Source organism: Gordonia amicalis, assembly GCF_022059885.1.
Lineage (GTDB): Bacteria > Actinomycetota > Actinomycetes > Mycobacteriales > Mycobacteriaceae > Gordonia > Gordonia amicalis.
In genome coordinates, this window is sequence record NZ_CP091855.1 from 2256686 (window position 1) to 2270856 (window position 14171).

Consider the following 14171-nt stretch of genomic DNA (forward strand, 5'->3'; position numbering starts at 1 on the left):
CGGGTCACTTACTGGGAAGTACCACCTCCCCTTCGCACATCGTTACCGGCCGATTCCGATCTCCACCGCCGAAGAGGACCGAATGTGTCCTCATTGCGATGAAAACTGAGGCGCAGATCGGTCGATACCTCACGTCAGCGTCGGAAATCGGCCGCTCGATACGACGATCAGCACACGACGAGGTGCGCGTCCGGCACGACAGGCAGCCAAGTGGGAGAAGGAGAGTCCGCATGATTCATGCGCGCGGTTTGGTCCAGGTGTTCCATACCGGGAAAGGAAAGAAGAAGCGCGAGGTACGAGCCGTCGACGGCGTCGACCTCGACGTGGCCGAGGGGGAGGTGGTCGGCTTCCTCGGGCCCAACGGAGCGGGCAAGACGACCACACTGAGGATGCTGACGACACTGCTGCGGCCCACCGCGGGCACCGCGACGGTCAACGGCTACGACGTCGTCGAAGATCCGGTTTCGGTGCGTCGCAGTATCGGGTACGTGTCCCAGGCCGGTGGCACGTTCAGCCAGGCGCAGGCGGGCGACGAGATCGTCGACCACGGGATGCTGTACGGGTTGTCGAGAGCCGAGGCGACCCGGCGAGGCCAGGCGTTGTTCTCGGAACTGCAGCTCGACGGCCTGTGGGAACGGATGCCCAAGAACATGTCCGGGGGGCAGAAGCGGCGCCTCGACATCGTGATGGGCCTCGTCCACGAACCGTCGCTGGTCTTCCTCGATGAGCCGACGACGGGCCTCGACCCGCAGGCCCGGGCCAACCTGTGGGAGCACATCCGCAGGCTGCGCAGCGAGCGCGGCGCGACGGTGTTCCTCACGACGCACTATCTCGACGAGGCGGACGAACTCTCGGACCGGATCCTCATCATCGACAACGGACGGATCGTCGCCGCCGACACCCCCGACAACCTCAAGGCCCAGGTCTCCGGCGATCTGGTGTCGCTCGAGGTCGCCGACGCGGCGGCGGTCACCACGGCCGCAGAGAAACTCGCGTCGGTCACCGGGGGTGACGGCGACGGAAGGATCGAGGTGGCCGGCCGCCACGTTCGCGGCCGGGTGCCGCGCGCGGGCCGGGCCGTGCCCGGACTGCTCCGTGACCTCGACGCGTCGGGAATCTCGCTCGATTCCATCGAGGTCATCCGCCCGACCCTCGACGATGTCTTCCTCACCCTCACGGGCAGGTCCCTGCGCGACGCGGAGACCGCCGGCGATCCCGTCGGTGACGTGCCCGGGGTCGACCCCGATGCAGTCTCTCCCGCAACCGTTTCCGACGACGCAACCCGCCGCACCGAGCAGGAGGTCGCCCGATGAACAGTTTCGTCCGTGACAGCACCATCGTGTTCCGGCGTCAGATCCGGATGAACCTGCGTAATCCCGCCTGGTCCTGATCGGTGTCATGCAGCCGATCCTGTATCTGCTGTTGTTCGGGCCGTTGCTCAAACCGCTGGTCGCCCAGTTCCCCGGTGGCGCCGACAATCCGTACACCTTCCTGGTGCCGGGTCTGCTCGTGCAGCTGGGACTGTTCGGGGCGCTGTTCGCCGGCTTCAGCCTGATCGGGGAATGGCGCGAGGGGGTCATCGAGGCAGAGCGGGTGACTCCGGCGAGCCGGACCGCACTGCTCACCGGTCGCCTGATGCGCGACATGCTGCAGTTGCTGGTGCAGGCCCTGATCCTGGTCACTCTCGGATTCGCCATGGGCATGCGCGGATCGATGATCGGCGTGATCCTCGGCATCCTCATCACACTGCTCATCGGTGGTGCGTGCGCCGCGGCGTCGAATGCCCTGGCACTGACCACCAAGAGCGAGGACGTGATGGCCCCGCTCATCAACATGGTGATGATGCCGGTGCTGTTGTTGTCGGGAATCCTGCTGCCGATGACGCTCGGACCGGAATGGTTGCAGGGACTGAGCGATTTCATGCCGTTCCGCTGGATCGTCGACGCCGTGCGCGACACTCAGGGAGCAGGGGGACTGTCCCTTCGCAGGCTCCGGGCCTCCTCAGGGAGCAGGGGGACTGTCCCTTCGCAGGCTCCGGGCCTCCTCAGGGAGCAGGGGAACACCGTGCACGCCTACCAGGCGTGCACGGTGTTCTGTGCGCTCTCCAGATCCTGGGAGACGAGCAGTTCGACGGCGTCGCATCCGTTGCGGATCATCAGCTCGACCTCGGCCCGGTCCGCGGACGGGAACGGCTTCAGCACGAAGTCGGCGGGGTCCTGCCGGCCGGGTGGACGGCCGATGCCCATGCGTACGCGCAGGTAGTCGCGGGTGCCCATCACCTGGCTGATCGAACGCAGCCCGTTGTGGCCGCCTTCGCCACCGCCGCGTTTGAGACGCACCGCGCCGAAATCGATGTCGAGTTCGTCATGCACGACGATGAGGTCGGCCGGCGTGACCGAATAGAACTTGGCCAGCGGACCGATCTGCCGGCCGGACTCGTTCATGTAGACGCGTGACTTGGCCACGAGAACAGACTGGCCGCCGAGGCGTACCTCGGCGACCTCAGCACCGGACTTCTTGTGAACCTTCCAGCGCTCGCCTGCCGAGTCGACGAGGGCGTCGGCGACCATCGCGCCGACGTTGTGCCTCGTCTTCTCGTACTTGGACCCGGGATTACCGAGTCCGACAATCAATTTCACCACTGGGGCAGTTTCACCACTCGAGTCGAGCAGTCTCGGGGTCGGATTACTCCGACTCCGCGGGAGCCTCGGCAGCAGCCTCTTCCTCGGCACCTTCGGTGGCCTCGGACTCGGTGGCGACGGCCTGGGCCTCGTTCACGGCGACGATCAGGGTCTCCGGATCGGCGGTCAGGGTGACGCCCTCCGGCAGGTCCAGATCGGAGGCGTGGATCGAGGTGCCTGCCTCGGCATCCTCGACGTTGACGACGATCTGCTCGGGGATCGACAGGGCGTCGGCCTCGACCTCGACGACGCTGGCGTCCTGGACGACCAGGGTGCCCGGCGCCGCGTCACCCTCGACGACGATGGCGACCTCGACGGTCACCTTCTCACCGCGGCGAACGATGAGCAGGTCGGCGTGCTCGATGTAGTTGCGGATCGGGTGAACGTCGACCTGCTTGGTGAGCGCGAGCTGGCTGGAGCCCTCGATGTCGAGATCGATGATGGCGTTGAGGCCGTTGTTACGCAGGATCGCGGCGAAGTCGCGGGCCGGGAGGTGCAGGTGCTGCGGGTCGGTGCCGTGGCCGTAGAGCACGGCGGGAACCTTGCCCTCACGACGAGCGCGACGAGCGGCGCCCTTGCCCTTTTCGGTGCGGGTGCTGACGGACAGCTTGGAGGCCTGAGTTGCCATGATGATCTCCTCTGATCAGTGGTTGCGGTCGTTCGTCCGTCGCGACGAGCAACGGGCACGGATTCCGACCGCGGACACCCACCGGGCCGCATGCGGGCACCCGAGGAGACTGCGATGGTCGCGCCGATCACGGTGACTGGATCACCCTCGCCGAGACAACGTCGGTCAGGATAGTCGATGACCTGCCGGGATGTCACATCACGGCGCCTCGGCGGCCGGTGGCAGGGCATACTTGGCTGCCATGACCTCACAAACCCCGATCGAGATCGTGACGGCATTCCTCGACGCGTTCGTCCGTAACGACACCGCAGGTGCGCTGGCGTGCGTCGACGACGACATCGCCTACACCAACGTGTCGCTGCCGACCATCCACGGCAAGCGGAAGGTCGCCGGGGTGCTGGGCGGCGTCGCGAAGAGATCGTGGATCGGCTTCAACTACCGCATGGTCAACGTGAGCTCCGACGATGCGGGTGTCGTGCTCACCGAGCGTGTCGACGAGCTGCGTTTCGGGCGGCTGCATCTGCAGTTCTGGGTGTGCGGCCGCTTCGAGATCCGCGAAGGCCGGATCGCGGTGTGGCGCGACTACTTCGACTACTTCGACATGACGAAGGGGCTGGTGCGAGGCGTTGCCGCGCTCGCCCTGCCCGCGGTGCAGAAGCCGTTACCCGCGCCGAACCGGGACTACCTGGCCAGCGGGCTGTAGAAGACCAGGCCGTTGCCCTGGTTGTCGTACACCACGGCACGGCGTTCGTGCGCGTCGTCGTAGGGGCCCTTCACGATGGCGCCGCCGCCGGCCTCGATCGCCTTCGCGGCGGCGTCGACGTCGGCGGTCTTGATTCCGACGACGACCTTGCCCGGGATGGGGTGGTCGACGGAGGTGGCGAGGGCGAGCGTGACCGCGCCGGCGTCGAGTGCGGCGAAGTGGGCGCCGTCGCGGAACTTCAGCGACATGCCCAGGGTCTCGGTGTAGAAGGTGATCGACTCGTCCAGGTTCTCGGTGGACAGGATGATCATCTTTGCTTCGTGGTCGCTCACGGCACCTCCAAAGGGAGAGGGATCAACGGTCGACGGCCGGCGTCGTGAGCCACGCTACTCGCGATCGAGGGTGCCTGGAACAGCTGAATCGCGTTCTGGCACAAAGATGTACGAATCGCTGACCAAAGTCCCGATCCGTTCGGGACCGACGCCCCTTCAGAGAATCTCGTCGAGCTTCTCGATCGGCCGGGGGATGCGGGTTCCCTTGTCGGTCACGACGATCGGCCGCTCGACGAGGATGGGGTGTTCGACCATCGCGTCGAGGATCTGATCATCGGTGGCCGACGCGAGGTCGAGCTCTTTGTAGAGAGTCTCGCGTTTGCGTACGGCCTGCGCGGGGGTGACCCCGGCGTCGGCGAACAGCGCTACGAGCTGTTCGCGCGTGTAGGGCTCGTCGAGGTACTTGACGACAGCCGGCTCGATGCCGGCGTCGCGGAGGGCCTGCAGCGCTTTGCGCGAGGTCGAGCACTTCGGGTTGTGATAGATCGTCGCGTCCACGAAATACACCGTACCCAGCCGAAAGCGGCCCGGGCTCCAGAGGGGGAGAACCCGGACCGCTCGCGAACCCGTTCTGCGGGCGTGCTCGCTACTCGGGATCGAGTGCGAAGTCATACTGCACGACGTTCCGTCCGTCCGCATCGGGTTTCGGGTCGAGGAGCAGCTCCGGCTTGGTCGCCGAGGCGACGTCGCTGTCGAGCCAGTCACCACCCGCGAAGTACAGCTGGGTGACGATCGGATGCCGCCCCTTGGCCGACACCCGCAGATGCAGATGAGCCGGACGCCACGGGTGCCATCCGGCGGCCTCGATGAACTTGCCGGTCGGTCCGTCGGTCGGGATCTGATACGGCGCGGGCTGGATCGTGGTGATCTCGTAGCGACCGTGACCATCGGTCACGACCGTGCCGCGCAGGTTCCAGTCCGGGATATGCGGTGCGAATCCCGAGTAGTAGCCCTCGGCGTCGGCGTGCCAGATCTCGATCGTGGCACCCGCCATCGGGTTGCCGTCGAGGTCGGTGACCTGACCGTGCATCACCAGCGGTGTCTCGCGGGCGTCACTGCTGCGCATCGGAAGGGTGCAACGGGCGGGCAACAGCGGGGAATCGGGGAGGTAGTAGGGGCCTTCGATACTTCCCTTGGTGCCCTTGAACTTCCGCGAGTTGACTTCTTCGATGTCGTGTTCGACGAACACGTCGAGCAGAAGCGGCCACTCACCGCCCTCGCCGACGTCGATGAGCCACTGCTTGAGGACCCGGTACTCGTCGTAGGTGATCTCGTATTTGTCGATCAGTGCGCTGAAACCGGCGAAGGCCTCGGATGCGATGGCCGACAGACGTTCCGGTGAGGTGTCGGCGGTGAACCGATGGCCCGCGAAGGCCGCGGTCGCGGCGCTTCCGGAGCCGGCCGCGGTCGGTGATTCGACGGCGGCCGGGTTGTCGACGGCAGTCGGCCGTTCGATGGTGGTCATGATGTCTCCTCGTTTGTATGGGCTGTGCGAGAGGGAGGTTCAGCGGTTGGCGAAGTAGCTGACGTCGTCGTTGCCGATGAGGTCTGGCACGGTCCAGCCGTCGAGGTCGTACTCGGACATGCACTGCTCGGCGAGACCCTTCATCTCCCCGACGGTGCCGCGTGCGTCGGCGAACATGAGGAGTTCGGCCTTGACGCCCTCGTGGTTCCCGGCGTAGTTGCGCTCGTAGAGCTCGTGGCGGCCGCCGAACTCGCTGCCGATCGAATCCCACAGCGCCTTCATGACCTTCACGCGATCGACGGCGAGGATGCCGTCGGAGCCGCGGACGTACTTGTCGAGGTACGGGCGGACGTCGGGGCTCTTGAAGTCCGCCGAGCTCGACGGCAGGTAGATCAGACCGGAGGCGACGTCCTGCTCGATGATCTCCTTCACGCGGGGATAACCCTGCTGGGCGAACATGCGGTAGGTCAGGCCGTACTCGAGCTTCGGGATGACGGTGTCACCGATCCACGGCTCGGGGTTGTTGACCATGGCATCGCTCAACGACCAGAACAGGTTTCGCCATCCGATGACCTCACCGACGCGGGTCTGCACGCCGCGGAACCCGCCGGCGCCGGTGCAGTCGAGGGCCTTGAGGAGCAGGCCGGCGATGAAGTCGAGCTTGACCGCGAGACGGGTGCAACCCTGGAGGGTGAAGCGAGGCAGGAAGCCGGACTGCGGGAAGAAGGCGTTGATCTTGTCGACGTCGCCGTACATGAAGACGTTCTCCCACGGGACGAGCACCTTGTCGAAGACGAAGATGGTGTCGTTCTCGTCCATCCGGCTCGACAGCGGGTAGTCGAACGGGGTGCCCATGACCGCGGCCTGCTGGGTATAGGAGGAGCGGCAGATCAGCTTCACCCCCGGGGCGTCCATCGGGACGGTGCAGATCAGGGCGAACTGCTTCTTCTTGATCGGCAGACCGTAATGGGAGATGAAGTTGTAGTTGGTGATGGCCGAACCGGTCGCGACGACCTTGGCGCCGGAGACGATGAGGCCGGCGTCGGTCTCCTTCTCCACCTTCATGAACACGTCACCGACCTCGTCCGGCGGGAGCTGGCGGTCGACCGGCGGGTTGATGATGGCGTGGTTCCAGTACAGGACCTTCTCCTGCGACTCCTTGTACCAGCGCTCGGCGTTGGCCTGGAACGGCGCGTACAGCTCGGAGTTGGCGTGCAGGGTGCCGAGGAAGCTGGCCTTGTAGTCGGGGCTGCGGCCCATCCAGCCGTAGGTCATCCGCGCCCAGGTGGCGATGGCGTCGCGGTCGGCGCGCAGGTCGTCGGCCGATTTCGGTGCGCGGAAGAACGGCATGGTCACGCCGCCGTTGCCGGTGTCGGTGGGTGCGGTGACCTTGTCCTTGGTCGCCGGGTCGTGCATGGCGTCGTAGAGGCGCGCGGTCATCCGGATCGGGTTGCGGAAGGCCTCGTGGGTCGTCACGTCCTTCACCCGCTCGCCGTTGAGCCAGATCTCGCGGTCGTCACGCAGTGACTCGATGTACTCGTCGCCGGTCATGGGCCTAGTGGCGAAGTTCTCGGTGCGGTTGGCCTCGGAGTCGGCGGCGACGTTCACCTTCGACCGGTCCACGTTGTTGGTCGTCTCGGTGTCGAGGGCGATGTCGGTTGCGGTCATGATGGTCCTCACTTGTGTTGTGTGACGGTCGATGTCGTTGACAGCCGGGATGGGGTGGGGTCAGGCGGGTGCGCCGACCGGCACGCAGGTCGGGTGGAAGCGGGCGGTCGCGTCGAACCACCGGCTGTGCGGGTCGTCGAGACTGCCGCAGTAGGCGGCCGCCCCGGAGGTGTCGCCGAGCTCGTGGAACTTGCTGCGGTAGAAGAGAAGCGGTTCGGCCTCGGTGTCCACGCGGGCGTCGACGATCTCGCCGATGTAGATGATGTGGTCGCCCCCGTCGTAGGACGCCCAGGGCGAGCAGATCAAGGTGGCGGCCGTGCCGGCGAGGGCGGGAACCAGCCACTGGTTGTTCCATTCGGGACCGGGGTCCTGCGGCTTGCCGGCGAAGTGCATGGCGGTGTCGAGCTGATCCGATTTCAGGATGTTCACCGCGAACGGGGCGTCGTCGAGGAAGCCGCACGCCTTGGACTTGCGGGTGAGAGTCACCTGGCACAGGCGGGGTTCGATCGAGATCGGGGTGAACGCGGTGACCGTCGCGCCGTGCGGCGTGCCCTCGTCGTTCGCGCAGGTGATGACGGTGACGCCAGTGGCGAACTGGCCGAAGATGTTGCGCATCGTGCGTTGGTCCATGGGGATCGGCTCCTTCGTGCTCGAACAGTGTCTGGTCTGGCGGTGCGACCCAACGTATGACCGCGATCACATCCCGTCGATCCGCATTGCGAAGGGTCGATCCGATGTGCGCAACCGTGCGATCTGGATCGCTTCTGATCGCGGGAAGTGATGGCAGTCACAGTTACGCTGGACCGTGTGAGGGCAGAGCCGCCCCTTTCGGGGGCACACCGCGCGGGGGTGCCGGCGTCGCAGGAAGCGCCTACGCCGCGTCGCGTCGTGGGTTCGGGTATCGCGGACTGGGACGAGGTCCACGAGGTCGTCGCGGATGCCTATTTCCCCCATGAGTTGCGGCCGCTGTCCCGCGACGACGCCTCCCGCTATCGCCTGGAGTCGACGCCGATCGCTGCGACGGTGCTCGCGCGGATCGGTTTCGGTGCGGATGTGTCGATCGACACCGACCATCCGGGGGCCTGGGCCATCAACATCCCGCTGTCCGGCAGCATCGCGTCGGTCACCGATGGTCGGGAGATCGTCTCCGAACCAGGTCAGGCGACACTGAACCCGCCAGACACCCCGACGGTCATCACCAACTGGAGCAAGAGCTGCGAGATCATCGGCTTCAAGGTCGAGCGCGACTACCTGCAGCGTGAGATCGACCGGATCGCCGGCCGCCCCGGCAGGTCACTGACCCGCCAGCTCGATCTGCGCACCGGCGCCGGCGCGGAATGGCTCGGGCTGCTGAGGTCGGCGCGTCAGCAGGTCGCGCAGTGCGAGGGCATCCTGTTGCGCAACCCGCGGATGGCCGAACAGTTGGGCGGCATGCTCACCACCGCCCTGGTGCTGGCGGCGCTACCCGACACCGACGAACCGATGGCCGGTACCCGTCCTCCGTATGGTCAAGCGCGTCATCGACGCCATCCACGCCGACCCGGCCCGGCCCTGGACCGTGGGTGAGCTGGCGGAGATCGGGACGGTCAGCGCGCGGCGCCTGCAGCAGAGCTTCCGCGAATGCGTTGGGATGAGTCCCATGGAGTACGTGCTCGACGTCCGGCTCGAGTGCATCCACAACGACCTGATGACCTGCGGCGGAACCTCGACCGTCACCGACATCGCGACCCGTTGGGGCGTCATGCACACCGGCCGGTTCGCCGCCGCCTACCGGCGCAAGTACGGGGTCGCGCCGTCGGAGACCCGGCGGATGACCGGCACTTAGCCGCAGGATGATCTGGTGGCGAGGGTGACCTCGCGCACGCCGGGCACGGTGCGGACCAGGGCGATGGCGATACGGCGTTCGGACTCACCGACGGCGGTGCCGGTGACGGTGACCGCGCCGTCGCGGGCGAGCGCGAACCAGCGCCGCGGACCGAAGTAGTCGTCGAGGCGGACCTGAGCGGCGGCGGAGATGGTCTCGTCGGGGCGCAGCATCAGCCGCAGCGCGTCCCCTCGGCTGAACATGCCCTGCACCTGGCCTTCTGCGTCGAGGACCGGCAGCGAGCGCACCCCGTGACCCAACAGCATCCGCACCACCTCGGTGAGGTCCTGATGGCCGGCCACTGCCACGGGAGGGGTGCTCATCACCTCGGACACGGTCACATCGGGTCCCGATTCGCCGGCACGTAGCACGTCACCGCTGGTGAGGACCCCGGCCAGCCGCTGCTGATGATCGAGCACCGGCAACGCCGCAAATCCGCGTTCGGTCAGCGTCACCGCCGCCCTGCGTACCGGGGTGTCGGTGGAGACCGTGACCACCGGGCGAACCATCACATCGTGTACGCGCATCGAACTTCTCCTCGACTTTTCTGGGTCGGTCGTCGGCGCCGTGCCGACAGCAGAAAAATAACTGGCGAAAAAATATTCGTCAATATTGACATGCGAACTGTAGTTCAGGAATCATTCGGGGGGAACGTACGTACTCGTGGTTCAGGTGTCGCAGGGCGACCTCGACTCAGATTCCGCGGGAAATCCTGCTCGGCAGCGTTGCCACGGCCACCGTGCACGAGCGAAGAGAAAGGACCAATCATGTCGGTTCCGTGGTGGATGTGGCCGGTGGTGCTGGCCGTCATCGTGGTCATGCTGGCGGTGGACCTGTTTGCCCACCGCAAAGCCCACGTCGTAGGCGTGCGCGAGGCCGCGGCATGGTCGGCGGTATGGGTCTCCCTCGCAGTCGGCTTCGGCGGGCTGATCTGGTGGGGCTGGGGCTCGGAGTTCGCCGCCCAGTACTTCGCCGGCTACGTCATCGAGAAATCCCTCGCGGTGGACAACGTGTTCGTCTTCGCGGTCATCTTTTCCTACTTCGCCGTGCCCCGGGAATACCAGCACCGGGTGCTGTTCTACGGCGTGCTCGGCGCGCTGGTCTTCCGGGGCATCTTCATCGCCGCCGGTTCCATTCTCATCGCCGGCTTTGCCTGGATCCTGTATGTGTTCGGGGGTGTCAGATGGTCTGTGTAAGTCCAAGTGCTCATCAGTGAGAGGAAGATCTATGAGCATGGCCTTAGACGACAAGCAGCACGACAACGGCGACCGGCAGTTGCCTGAGCTGGCCGAGCCGCGTTCGACTGCGGAGGTGGCCGAAGCGCTGCAGGCCTCGGGCATGGTCGATGAGCTGTTGGCCCAGATCGATACCGGCCAGGTCCAGATCACTGGCGACGGCGGCCTGATCCCGGGTCTGATCAAACTCGCCCTCGAACGCGGTCTCAAGGCCGAACTGACCGATCACCTCGGCTATGAGAAGGGCGACCCGGCCGGGAGGGAGTTGCCGAACTCGCGGAACGGGTCGAGCGCGAAAACGGTGCAGTCCGAGGCCGGGCCGGTCGAGCTGAACGTCCCTCGTGACCGTGCCGGCACCTTCACCCCACGTCTGGTGCCGAAGGGCTCCCGCCGGCTCGGGGGGCTCGATGACATGATCATCTCGCTCTATGCCGGCGGCATGACGTTACGCGACATCCAGCATCATCTGGCCTCGACGATCGGCACCGATCTGTCCCACGAAACGATCTCCAAGATCTGCGACGAGGTCCTCGATGCGGTCGATGAATGGCAGAACCGGCCGCTGGAAGCGTTGTATCCCGTCATCTACCTCGACGCCCTGGTGGTGAAAGTCAAAGACGGCGCACACGTCCGAAACAGACACGCCCACATCGCTATTGGCGTGGACATGACCGGCGTCAAACATGTGCTGGGAATCTGGATTCAGGCCGAGGAAGGCGCGAAGTTCTGGGCCGGGGTATGTGCGAATCTGGCCAACCGCGGCGTGCGTGACGTGCTCATCGTGTGCTGCGACGGACTGACTGGATTCCCCGAGGCAATCGAGGCGACCTGGCCACTGGCCACAGTCCAGACCTGCGTGGTGCATCTGATCCGCAACTCAATGCGATTCGTGAACTACAAGGACCGCAAAGACGTCGCCCGGGCGATCAAACCGATCTACACCGCCCCCGACGCCGATACTGCCCGCCACGAATGGGAGGCCTTCCGTGACTCGGAACTGGGCGTCAAATACCCGAGTGCGGCAATGGCTTTCGACCGTGCCTGGGACCGGTTCCTTCCGTTCTTGGCGTTTCCTCCCGAGCTCCGCAAGGTCATCTACACCACCAACTCGATCGAGTCGCTGAACTACCAGCTCCGCAAGGTGATCAAGAACCGCGGCCACTTCCCCAACGACGTCGCAGTCCGCAAACTCCTGTGGCTGGCCATCTGCGACATCGAGGACAAACGCGCCCGGCAACGAGAGAAGGAACGCGGCAAGCCCGCCGCCACCCGCAAAGCCCCCGGACGACTCGTCGAGGGGCAAGTCGTGACGAACTGGAAACAGGCCCTCGGGCAACTCGCCCTGGCCTACCCCGACCGCATCGAACCCCACCTCAACTAGTCCCCCACAGCAACCACACGAAACCCAGGAGTCACGTTCTTACACAGACATCTTGACAAGCTCGTGTGTTCGGCGCCTTCCTCGTCGCCAGCGGCATCAAAATGGCCCGGCACCGCGACGAGACCATCGACCCCGACAGCTCCCTGGTTCTCCGCGGATTCCGACGCCTCGTCCCGGTCACCGACGGCTACCGAGGCCAGAAGTTCTGGGTCAGAGAACACGGCCGCGTCCTGGCCACCCCGCTGCTGGCGGTGTTGGTACTGGTGGAGACCACCGACATCGTGTTCGCCGTGGACTCCATCCCTGCCATCTTCGCTGTCACCAGCGAACCATTCCTCGTGTTCACCTCAAACGCTTTCGCCATCCTCGGTTTGCGCGCGATGTACTTCATGCTCGCCGACCTGATGCATCGCTTCATCTATCTCAAACTCGGCCTGGCCGTGGTGCTGGTCTGGGTCGGCATCAAGATGCTGCTTCTCGAGATCTACAAGATTCCCACCACGTTCTCGCTGGCCGTGGTCATCGCCATCCTCGCTGTCGCCGTCACCGCCAGCTGGGTGCGCACTCGCGCCTCCGCGGCCGCCGCCGACGACCCCGGTCACACCGTCGACGCCGCTACGTGCACCGCCTCGACGGCGACCGGCAACATCGACCGTCAGGAGATCCCCGACACGCCCGCCACCACTGACCGGGCCCGGTGAGCCGGACCTGGCAAGCACACAAGCCACCCTCCGGATCGTCAGCTGCGTCGTGCCCCGCGCCACGCAGCTGACGGCTGTCCGGTGCCACCCACAACGTACGAAGCTGGATACCGGAAATGACCATGGTCTATCGTGCGAATATGCCCACCCCCGACGCCACGACACCTCGGCGGACCCCCACAACGCGGAACTGGACGTTTTTGACCAACCACGCCCACGTGCTGCTGTGCCTGTCCCGCGACGGCGACCTCACCATGCGTGAACTCGCCACTGCCGTCGGCATCACCGAACGTGCCGTACAGGTCGTGGTCGCCGACCTCGTCGCCGACGGCTACCTCACCCGCGAGAAGAACGGTCGCCGCAACACCTACACCGTCCACGGCCACGGCCGCCTGCGCCACCCGCTGGAATCCGCCCACACCGTCGACGAACTCATCACCGCCCTCCGCTGACCGACGAAAACGCCGCGCCCGGATGTTCGTGAGAACATCCGGGCGCGGCGTTGAGAGGGACTGAAAAGACTAGGCGATGCCGTCGAAGAGGCTTGTGACCGAACCGTTTTCGAAGACCTCGCGGATCGTCTGTGCGAGCAGCGGGGCGATCGACAGGACGGTGAGGTTCTCGAAGCGCTTGTCGTCCGGGATGGGCAGCGTGTCGGTCGCGATGACCTCCTTGGCGCCGCATCCGGCCAGGCGCTCGGCAGCGGGATCGGAGAAGACGCCGTGGGTGGTGGCGATGATGACGTCGCCTGCACCGGCGTCCTTGAGGACGCGGACCGCCCCGGCGATGGTGCCGCCGGTGTCGATCATGTCGTCGATCAGGACGCAGGTGCGTCCCTCGACCTCACCGACCACGCGGTTGGACTTGACCTGGTTGGGGACCAACGGGTCCCGGGTCTTGTGGATGAACGCCAGGGGAGCGCCGTTGAGGGCGTCGGCCCACTTCTCGGCGACGCGCACACGACCGGAGTCCGGCGACACGACGGTGATGTTGTCGGTCCCGTAGTTGTCGCAGACGTAGCCGGCGAGCTGGCCGAGGGCGTGCATGTGGTCGACCGGGCCGTCGAAGAATCCCTGGATCTGGTCGGTGTGCAGGTCGACGGTGATGATGCGGTCGGCACCCGCGGTCTTGAGCAGATCGGCGATCAGGCGGGCCGAGATGGGCTCGCGTCCGCGGTGCTTCTTGTCCTGGCGGGCGTAGGGGTAGAACGGCAGGATCACGCTGATGCGCTTGGCCGAACCGCGCTTGAGCGCGTCGATCATGATCAGCGCTTCCATGACCCACTGGTTCAGGGGGTAGGGGCAGCTCTGCAGCACGAAGGCGTCCGAGCCGCGCACGGACTCCTCGAAACGGACGAACAGCTCGCCGTTGGCGAAGTCGCGTGCAGTCTGTGGGGTCACCTTGATGCCCAGTTCGGTGGCGACTGCTTCAGCCAGTTCGGGATGGGCACGACCAGAGAACAGCATCAGGTTCTTCTGGTTGTCGGTGGTCCAGGTCATGAAAACTCTTCTGT

At 65.7% G+C, this 14171-nt stretch carries 14 protein-coding genes and 3 pseudogenes; 8 read left to right on the forward strand and 9 right to left on the reverse strand.

The annotated features are described in order from the left end of the window. Positions 1-230: 230 nt before the first annotated feature. Together IHQ52_RS10385 and IHQ52_RS10390 are read left to right on the forward strand one after the other, a co-directional pair. Entirely contained in the window at positions 231-1313 is a 1083-nt protein-coding gene (locus IHQ52_RS10385) for a daunorubicin resistance protein DrrA family ABC transporter ATP-binding protein (protein WP_006437043.1), read from the forward strand. Beyond that, positions 1310-1959: pseudogene (locus IHQ52_RS10390) on the forward strand (ABC transporter permease); the annotation flags it as partial. The gene IHQ52_RS10385 and the pseudogene IHQ52_RS10390, both read left to right, overlap by 4 nt. A 113-nt stretch (positions 1960-2072) precedes the next feature. Here IHQ52_RS10390 and pth read toward each other — a convergent pair. Together pth and IHQ52_RS10400 are read right to left on the reverse strand one after the other, a co-directional pair. Beyond that, positions 2073-2639: an aminoacyl-tRNA hydrolase gene (pth, locus tag IHQ52_RS10395; protein WP_040004825.1), complete on the reverse strand. Its 567-nt coding sequence runs from the start codon at positions 2637-2639 to the stop codon at positions 2073-2075. A gap of 46 nt (positions 2640-2685) precedes the next feature. Further along, positions 2686-3309, reverse strand: coding sequence for a 50S ribosomal protein L25/general stress protein Ctc (locus IHQ52_RS10400; RefSeq protein WP_006437040.1), 624 nt, complete (start codon positions 3307-3309; stop codon positions 2686-2688). 241 nt (positions 3310-3550) lie between these two features. Between IHQ52_RS10400 and IHQ52_RS10405 the strand changes: the two genes are divergently transcribed. Beyond that, positions 3551-4012, forward strand: coding sequence for a limonene-1,2-epoxide hydrolase family protein (locus tag IHQ52_RS10405; protein ID WP_238064241.1), 462 nt, complete (start codon positions 3551-3553; stop codon positions 4010-4012). Here the strand turns inward: IHQ52_RS10405 and IHQ52_RS10410 are convergent. The 5 genes from IHQ52_RS10410 to IHQ52_RS10430 form a co-directional block, all read right to left on the reverse strand. After that, positions 3991-4344 carry a VOC family protein gene (locus IHQ52_RS10410; protein ID WP_006437038.1) on the reverse strand — a complete coding sequence of 118 codons (354 nt, stop codon included), beginning with the start codon at positions 4342-4344 and terminating at the stop codon, positions 3991-3993. The two genes, IHQ52_RS10405 and IHQ52_RS10410, sit on opposite strands and share 22 nt — an antisense overlap. 156 nt (positions 4345-4500) lie before the next feature. Next, a complete protein-coding gene (arsC, locus tag IHQ52_RS10415; protein WP_006437037.1) occupies positions 4501-4842 on the reverse strand; it encodes an arsenate reductase (glutaredoxin) in 342 nt (113 codons plus the stop codon). An 88-nt stretch (positions 4843-4930) separates the two neighbouring features. Continuing rightward, positions 4931-5809, reverse strand: coding sequence for a catechol 1,2-dioxygenase (gene catA / locus IHQ52_RS10420; protein ID WP_006437036.1), 879 nt, complete (start codon positions 5807-5809; stop codon positions 4931-4933). Between the two features lie 39 nt (positions 5810-5848). Continuing rightward, positions 5849-7477, reverse strand: a complete 1629-nt coding sequence (locus IHQ52_RS10425; protein WP_238064242.1) for a 4-hydroxyphenylacetate 3-hydroxylase family protein — start codon at positions 7475-7477, stop codon at positions 5849-5851. A gap of 60 nt (positions 7478-7537) precedes the next feature. Then, positions 7538-8107, reverse strand: coding sequence for a flavin reductase family protein (locus IHQ52_RS10430; protein ID WP_096273583.1), 570 nt, complete (start codon positions 8105-8107; stop codon positions 7538-7540). 219 nt (positions 8108-8326) lie between these two features. On the opposite strand from IHQ52_RS10430, the pseudogene IHQ52_RS10435 reads away from it, so the two are divergent. After that, positions 8327-9302: pseudogene (locus tag IHQ52_RS10435) on the forward strand (AraC family transcriptional regulator). On the opposite strand, the gene IHQ52_RS10440 reads toward IHQ52_RS10435, so the two are convergent. Beyond that, a complete protein-coding gene (locus tag IHQ52_RS10440) occupies positions 9299-9868 on the reverse strand; it encodes a CBS domain-containing protein (RefSeq protein ID WP_238064243.1) in 570 nt (189 codons plus the stop codon). The pseudogene IHQ52_RS10435 and the gene IHQ52_RS10440 overlap by 4 nt on opposite strands. Before the next feature lie 240 nt (positions 9869-10108). On the opposite strand from IHQ52_RS10440, the pseudogene IHQ52_RS10445 reads away from it, so the two are divergent. The 4 genes and pseudogenes from IHQ52_RS10445 to IHQ52_RS10460 all read left to right on the forward strand — a co-directional run. After that, positions 10109-10513, forward strand: a pseudogene (locus IHQ52_RS10445) (TerC family protein); the annotation flags it as partial. A gap of 55 nt (positions 10514-10568) precedes the next feature. Beyond that, entirely contained in the window at positions 10569-11957 is a 1389-nt protein-coding gene (locus tag IHQ52_RS10450) for an IS256 family transposase (protein WP_238064244.1), read from the forward strand. Positions 11958-12022: 65 nt separating this feature from the next. Beyond that, complete coding sequence (locus IHQ52_RS10455; RefSeq protein ID WP_420871244.1) at positions 12023-12658, forward strand: TerC family protein; 636 nt, start codon at positions 12023-12025, stop codon at positions 12656-12658. Between the two features lie 140 nt (positions 12659-12798). Next, complete coding sequence (locus tag IHQ52_RS10460; RefSeq protein ID WP_051995414.1) at positions 12799-13110, forward strand: helix-turn-helix transcriptional regulator; 312 nt, start codon at positions 12799-12801, stop codon at positions 13108-13110. Between the two features lie 69 nt (positions 13111-13179). On the opposite strand, the gene IHQ52_RS10465 is transcribed toward IHQ52_RS10460, so the two are convergent. Next, positions 13180-14157, reverse strand: coding sequence for a ribose-phosphate diphosphokinase (locus IHQ52_RS10465; RefSeq protein WP_006437029.1), 978 nt, complete (start codon positions 14155-14157; stop codon positions 13180-13182). Positions 14158-14171: the final 14 nt, after the last annotated feature.

What these genes read in the sequence shown, in the direction of transcription:
- IHQ52_RS10385 (WP_006437043.1), top strand. Translation starts at nt 231, where the DNA reads ATGATTCATGCGCGCGGTTTGGTCCAGGTGTTCCATACCGGGAAAGGA.
- IHQ52_RS10400 (WP_006437040.1), bottom strand. Translation starts at nt 3,309, where the DNA reads ATGGCAACTCAGGCCTCCAAGCTGTCCGTCAGCACCCGCACCGAAAAG.
- IHQ52_RS10405 (WP_238064241.1), top strand. Translation starts at nt 3,551, where the DNA reads ATGACCTCACAAACCCCGATCGAGATCGTGACGGCATTCCTCGACGCG.
- catA (WP_006437036.1), bottom strand. Translation starts at nt 5,809, where the DNA reads ATGACCACCATCGAACGGCCGACTGCCGTCGACAACCCGGCCGCCGTC.
- IHQ52_RS10425 (WP_238064242.1), bottom strand. Translation starts at nt 7,477, where the DNA reads ATGACCGCAACCGACATCGCCCTCGACACCGAGACGACCAACAACGTG.
- IHQ52_RS10430 (WP_096273583.1), bottom strand. Translation starts at nt 8,107, where the DNA reads ATGGACCAACGCACGATGCGCAACATCTTCGGCCAGTTCGCCACTGGC.
- IHQ52_RS10440 (WP_238064243.1), bottom strand. Translation starts at nt 9,868, where the DNA reads ATGCGCGTACACGATGTGATGGTTCGCCCGGTGGTCACGGTCTCCACC.
- IHQ52_RS10450 (WP_238064244.1), top strand. Translation starts at nt 10,569, where the DNA reads ATGAGCATGGCCTTAGACGACAAGCAGCACGACAACGGCGACCGGCAG.
- IHQ52_RS10460 (WP_051995414.1), top strand. Translation starts at nt 12,799, where the DNA reads ATGCCCACCCCCGACGCCACGACACCTCGGCGGACCCCCACAACGCGG.
- IHQ52_RS10465 (WP_006437029.1), bottom strand. Translation starts at nt 14,157, where the DNA reads ATGACCTGGACCACCGACAACCAGAAGAACCTGATGCTGTTCTCTGGT.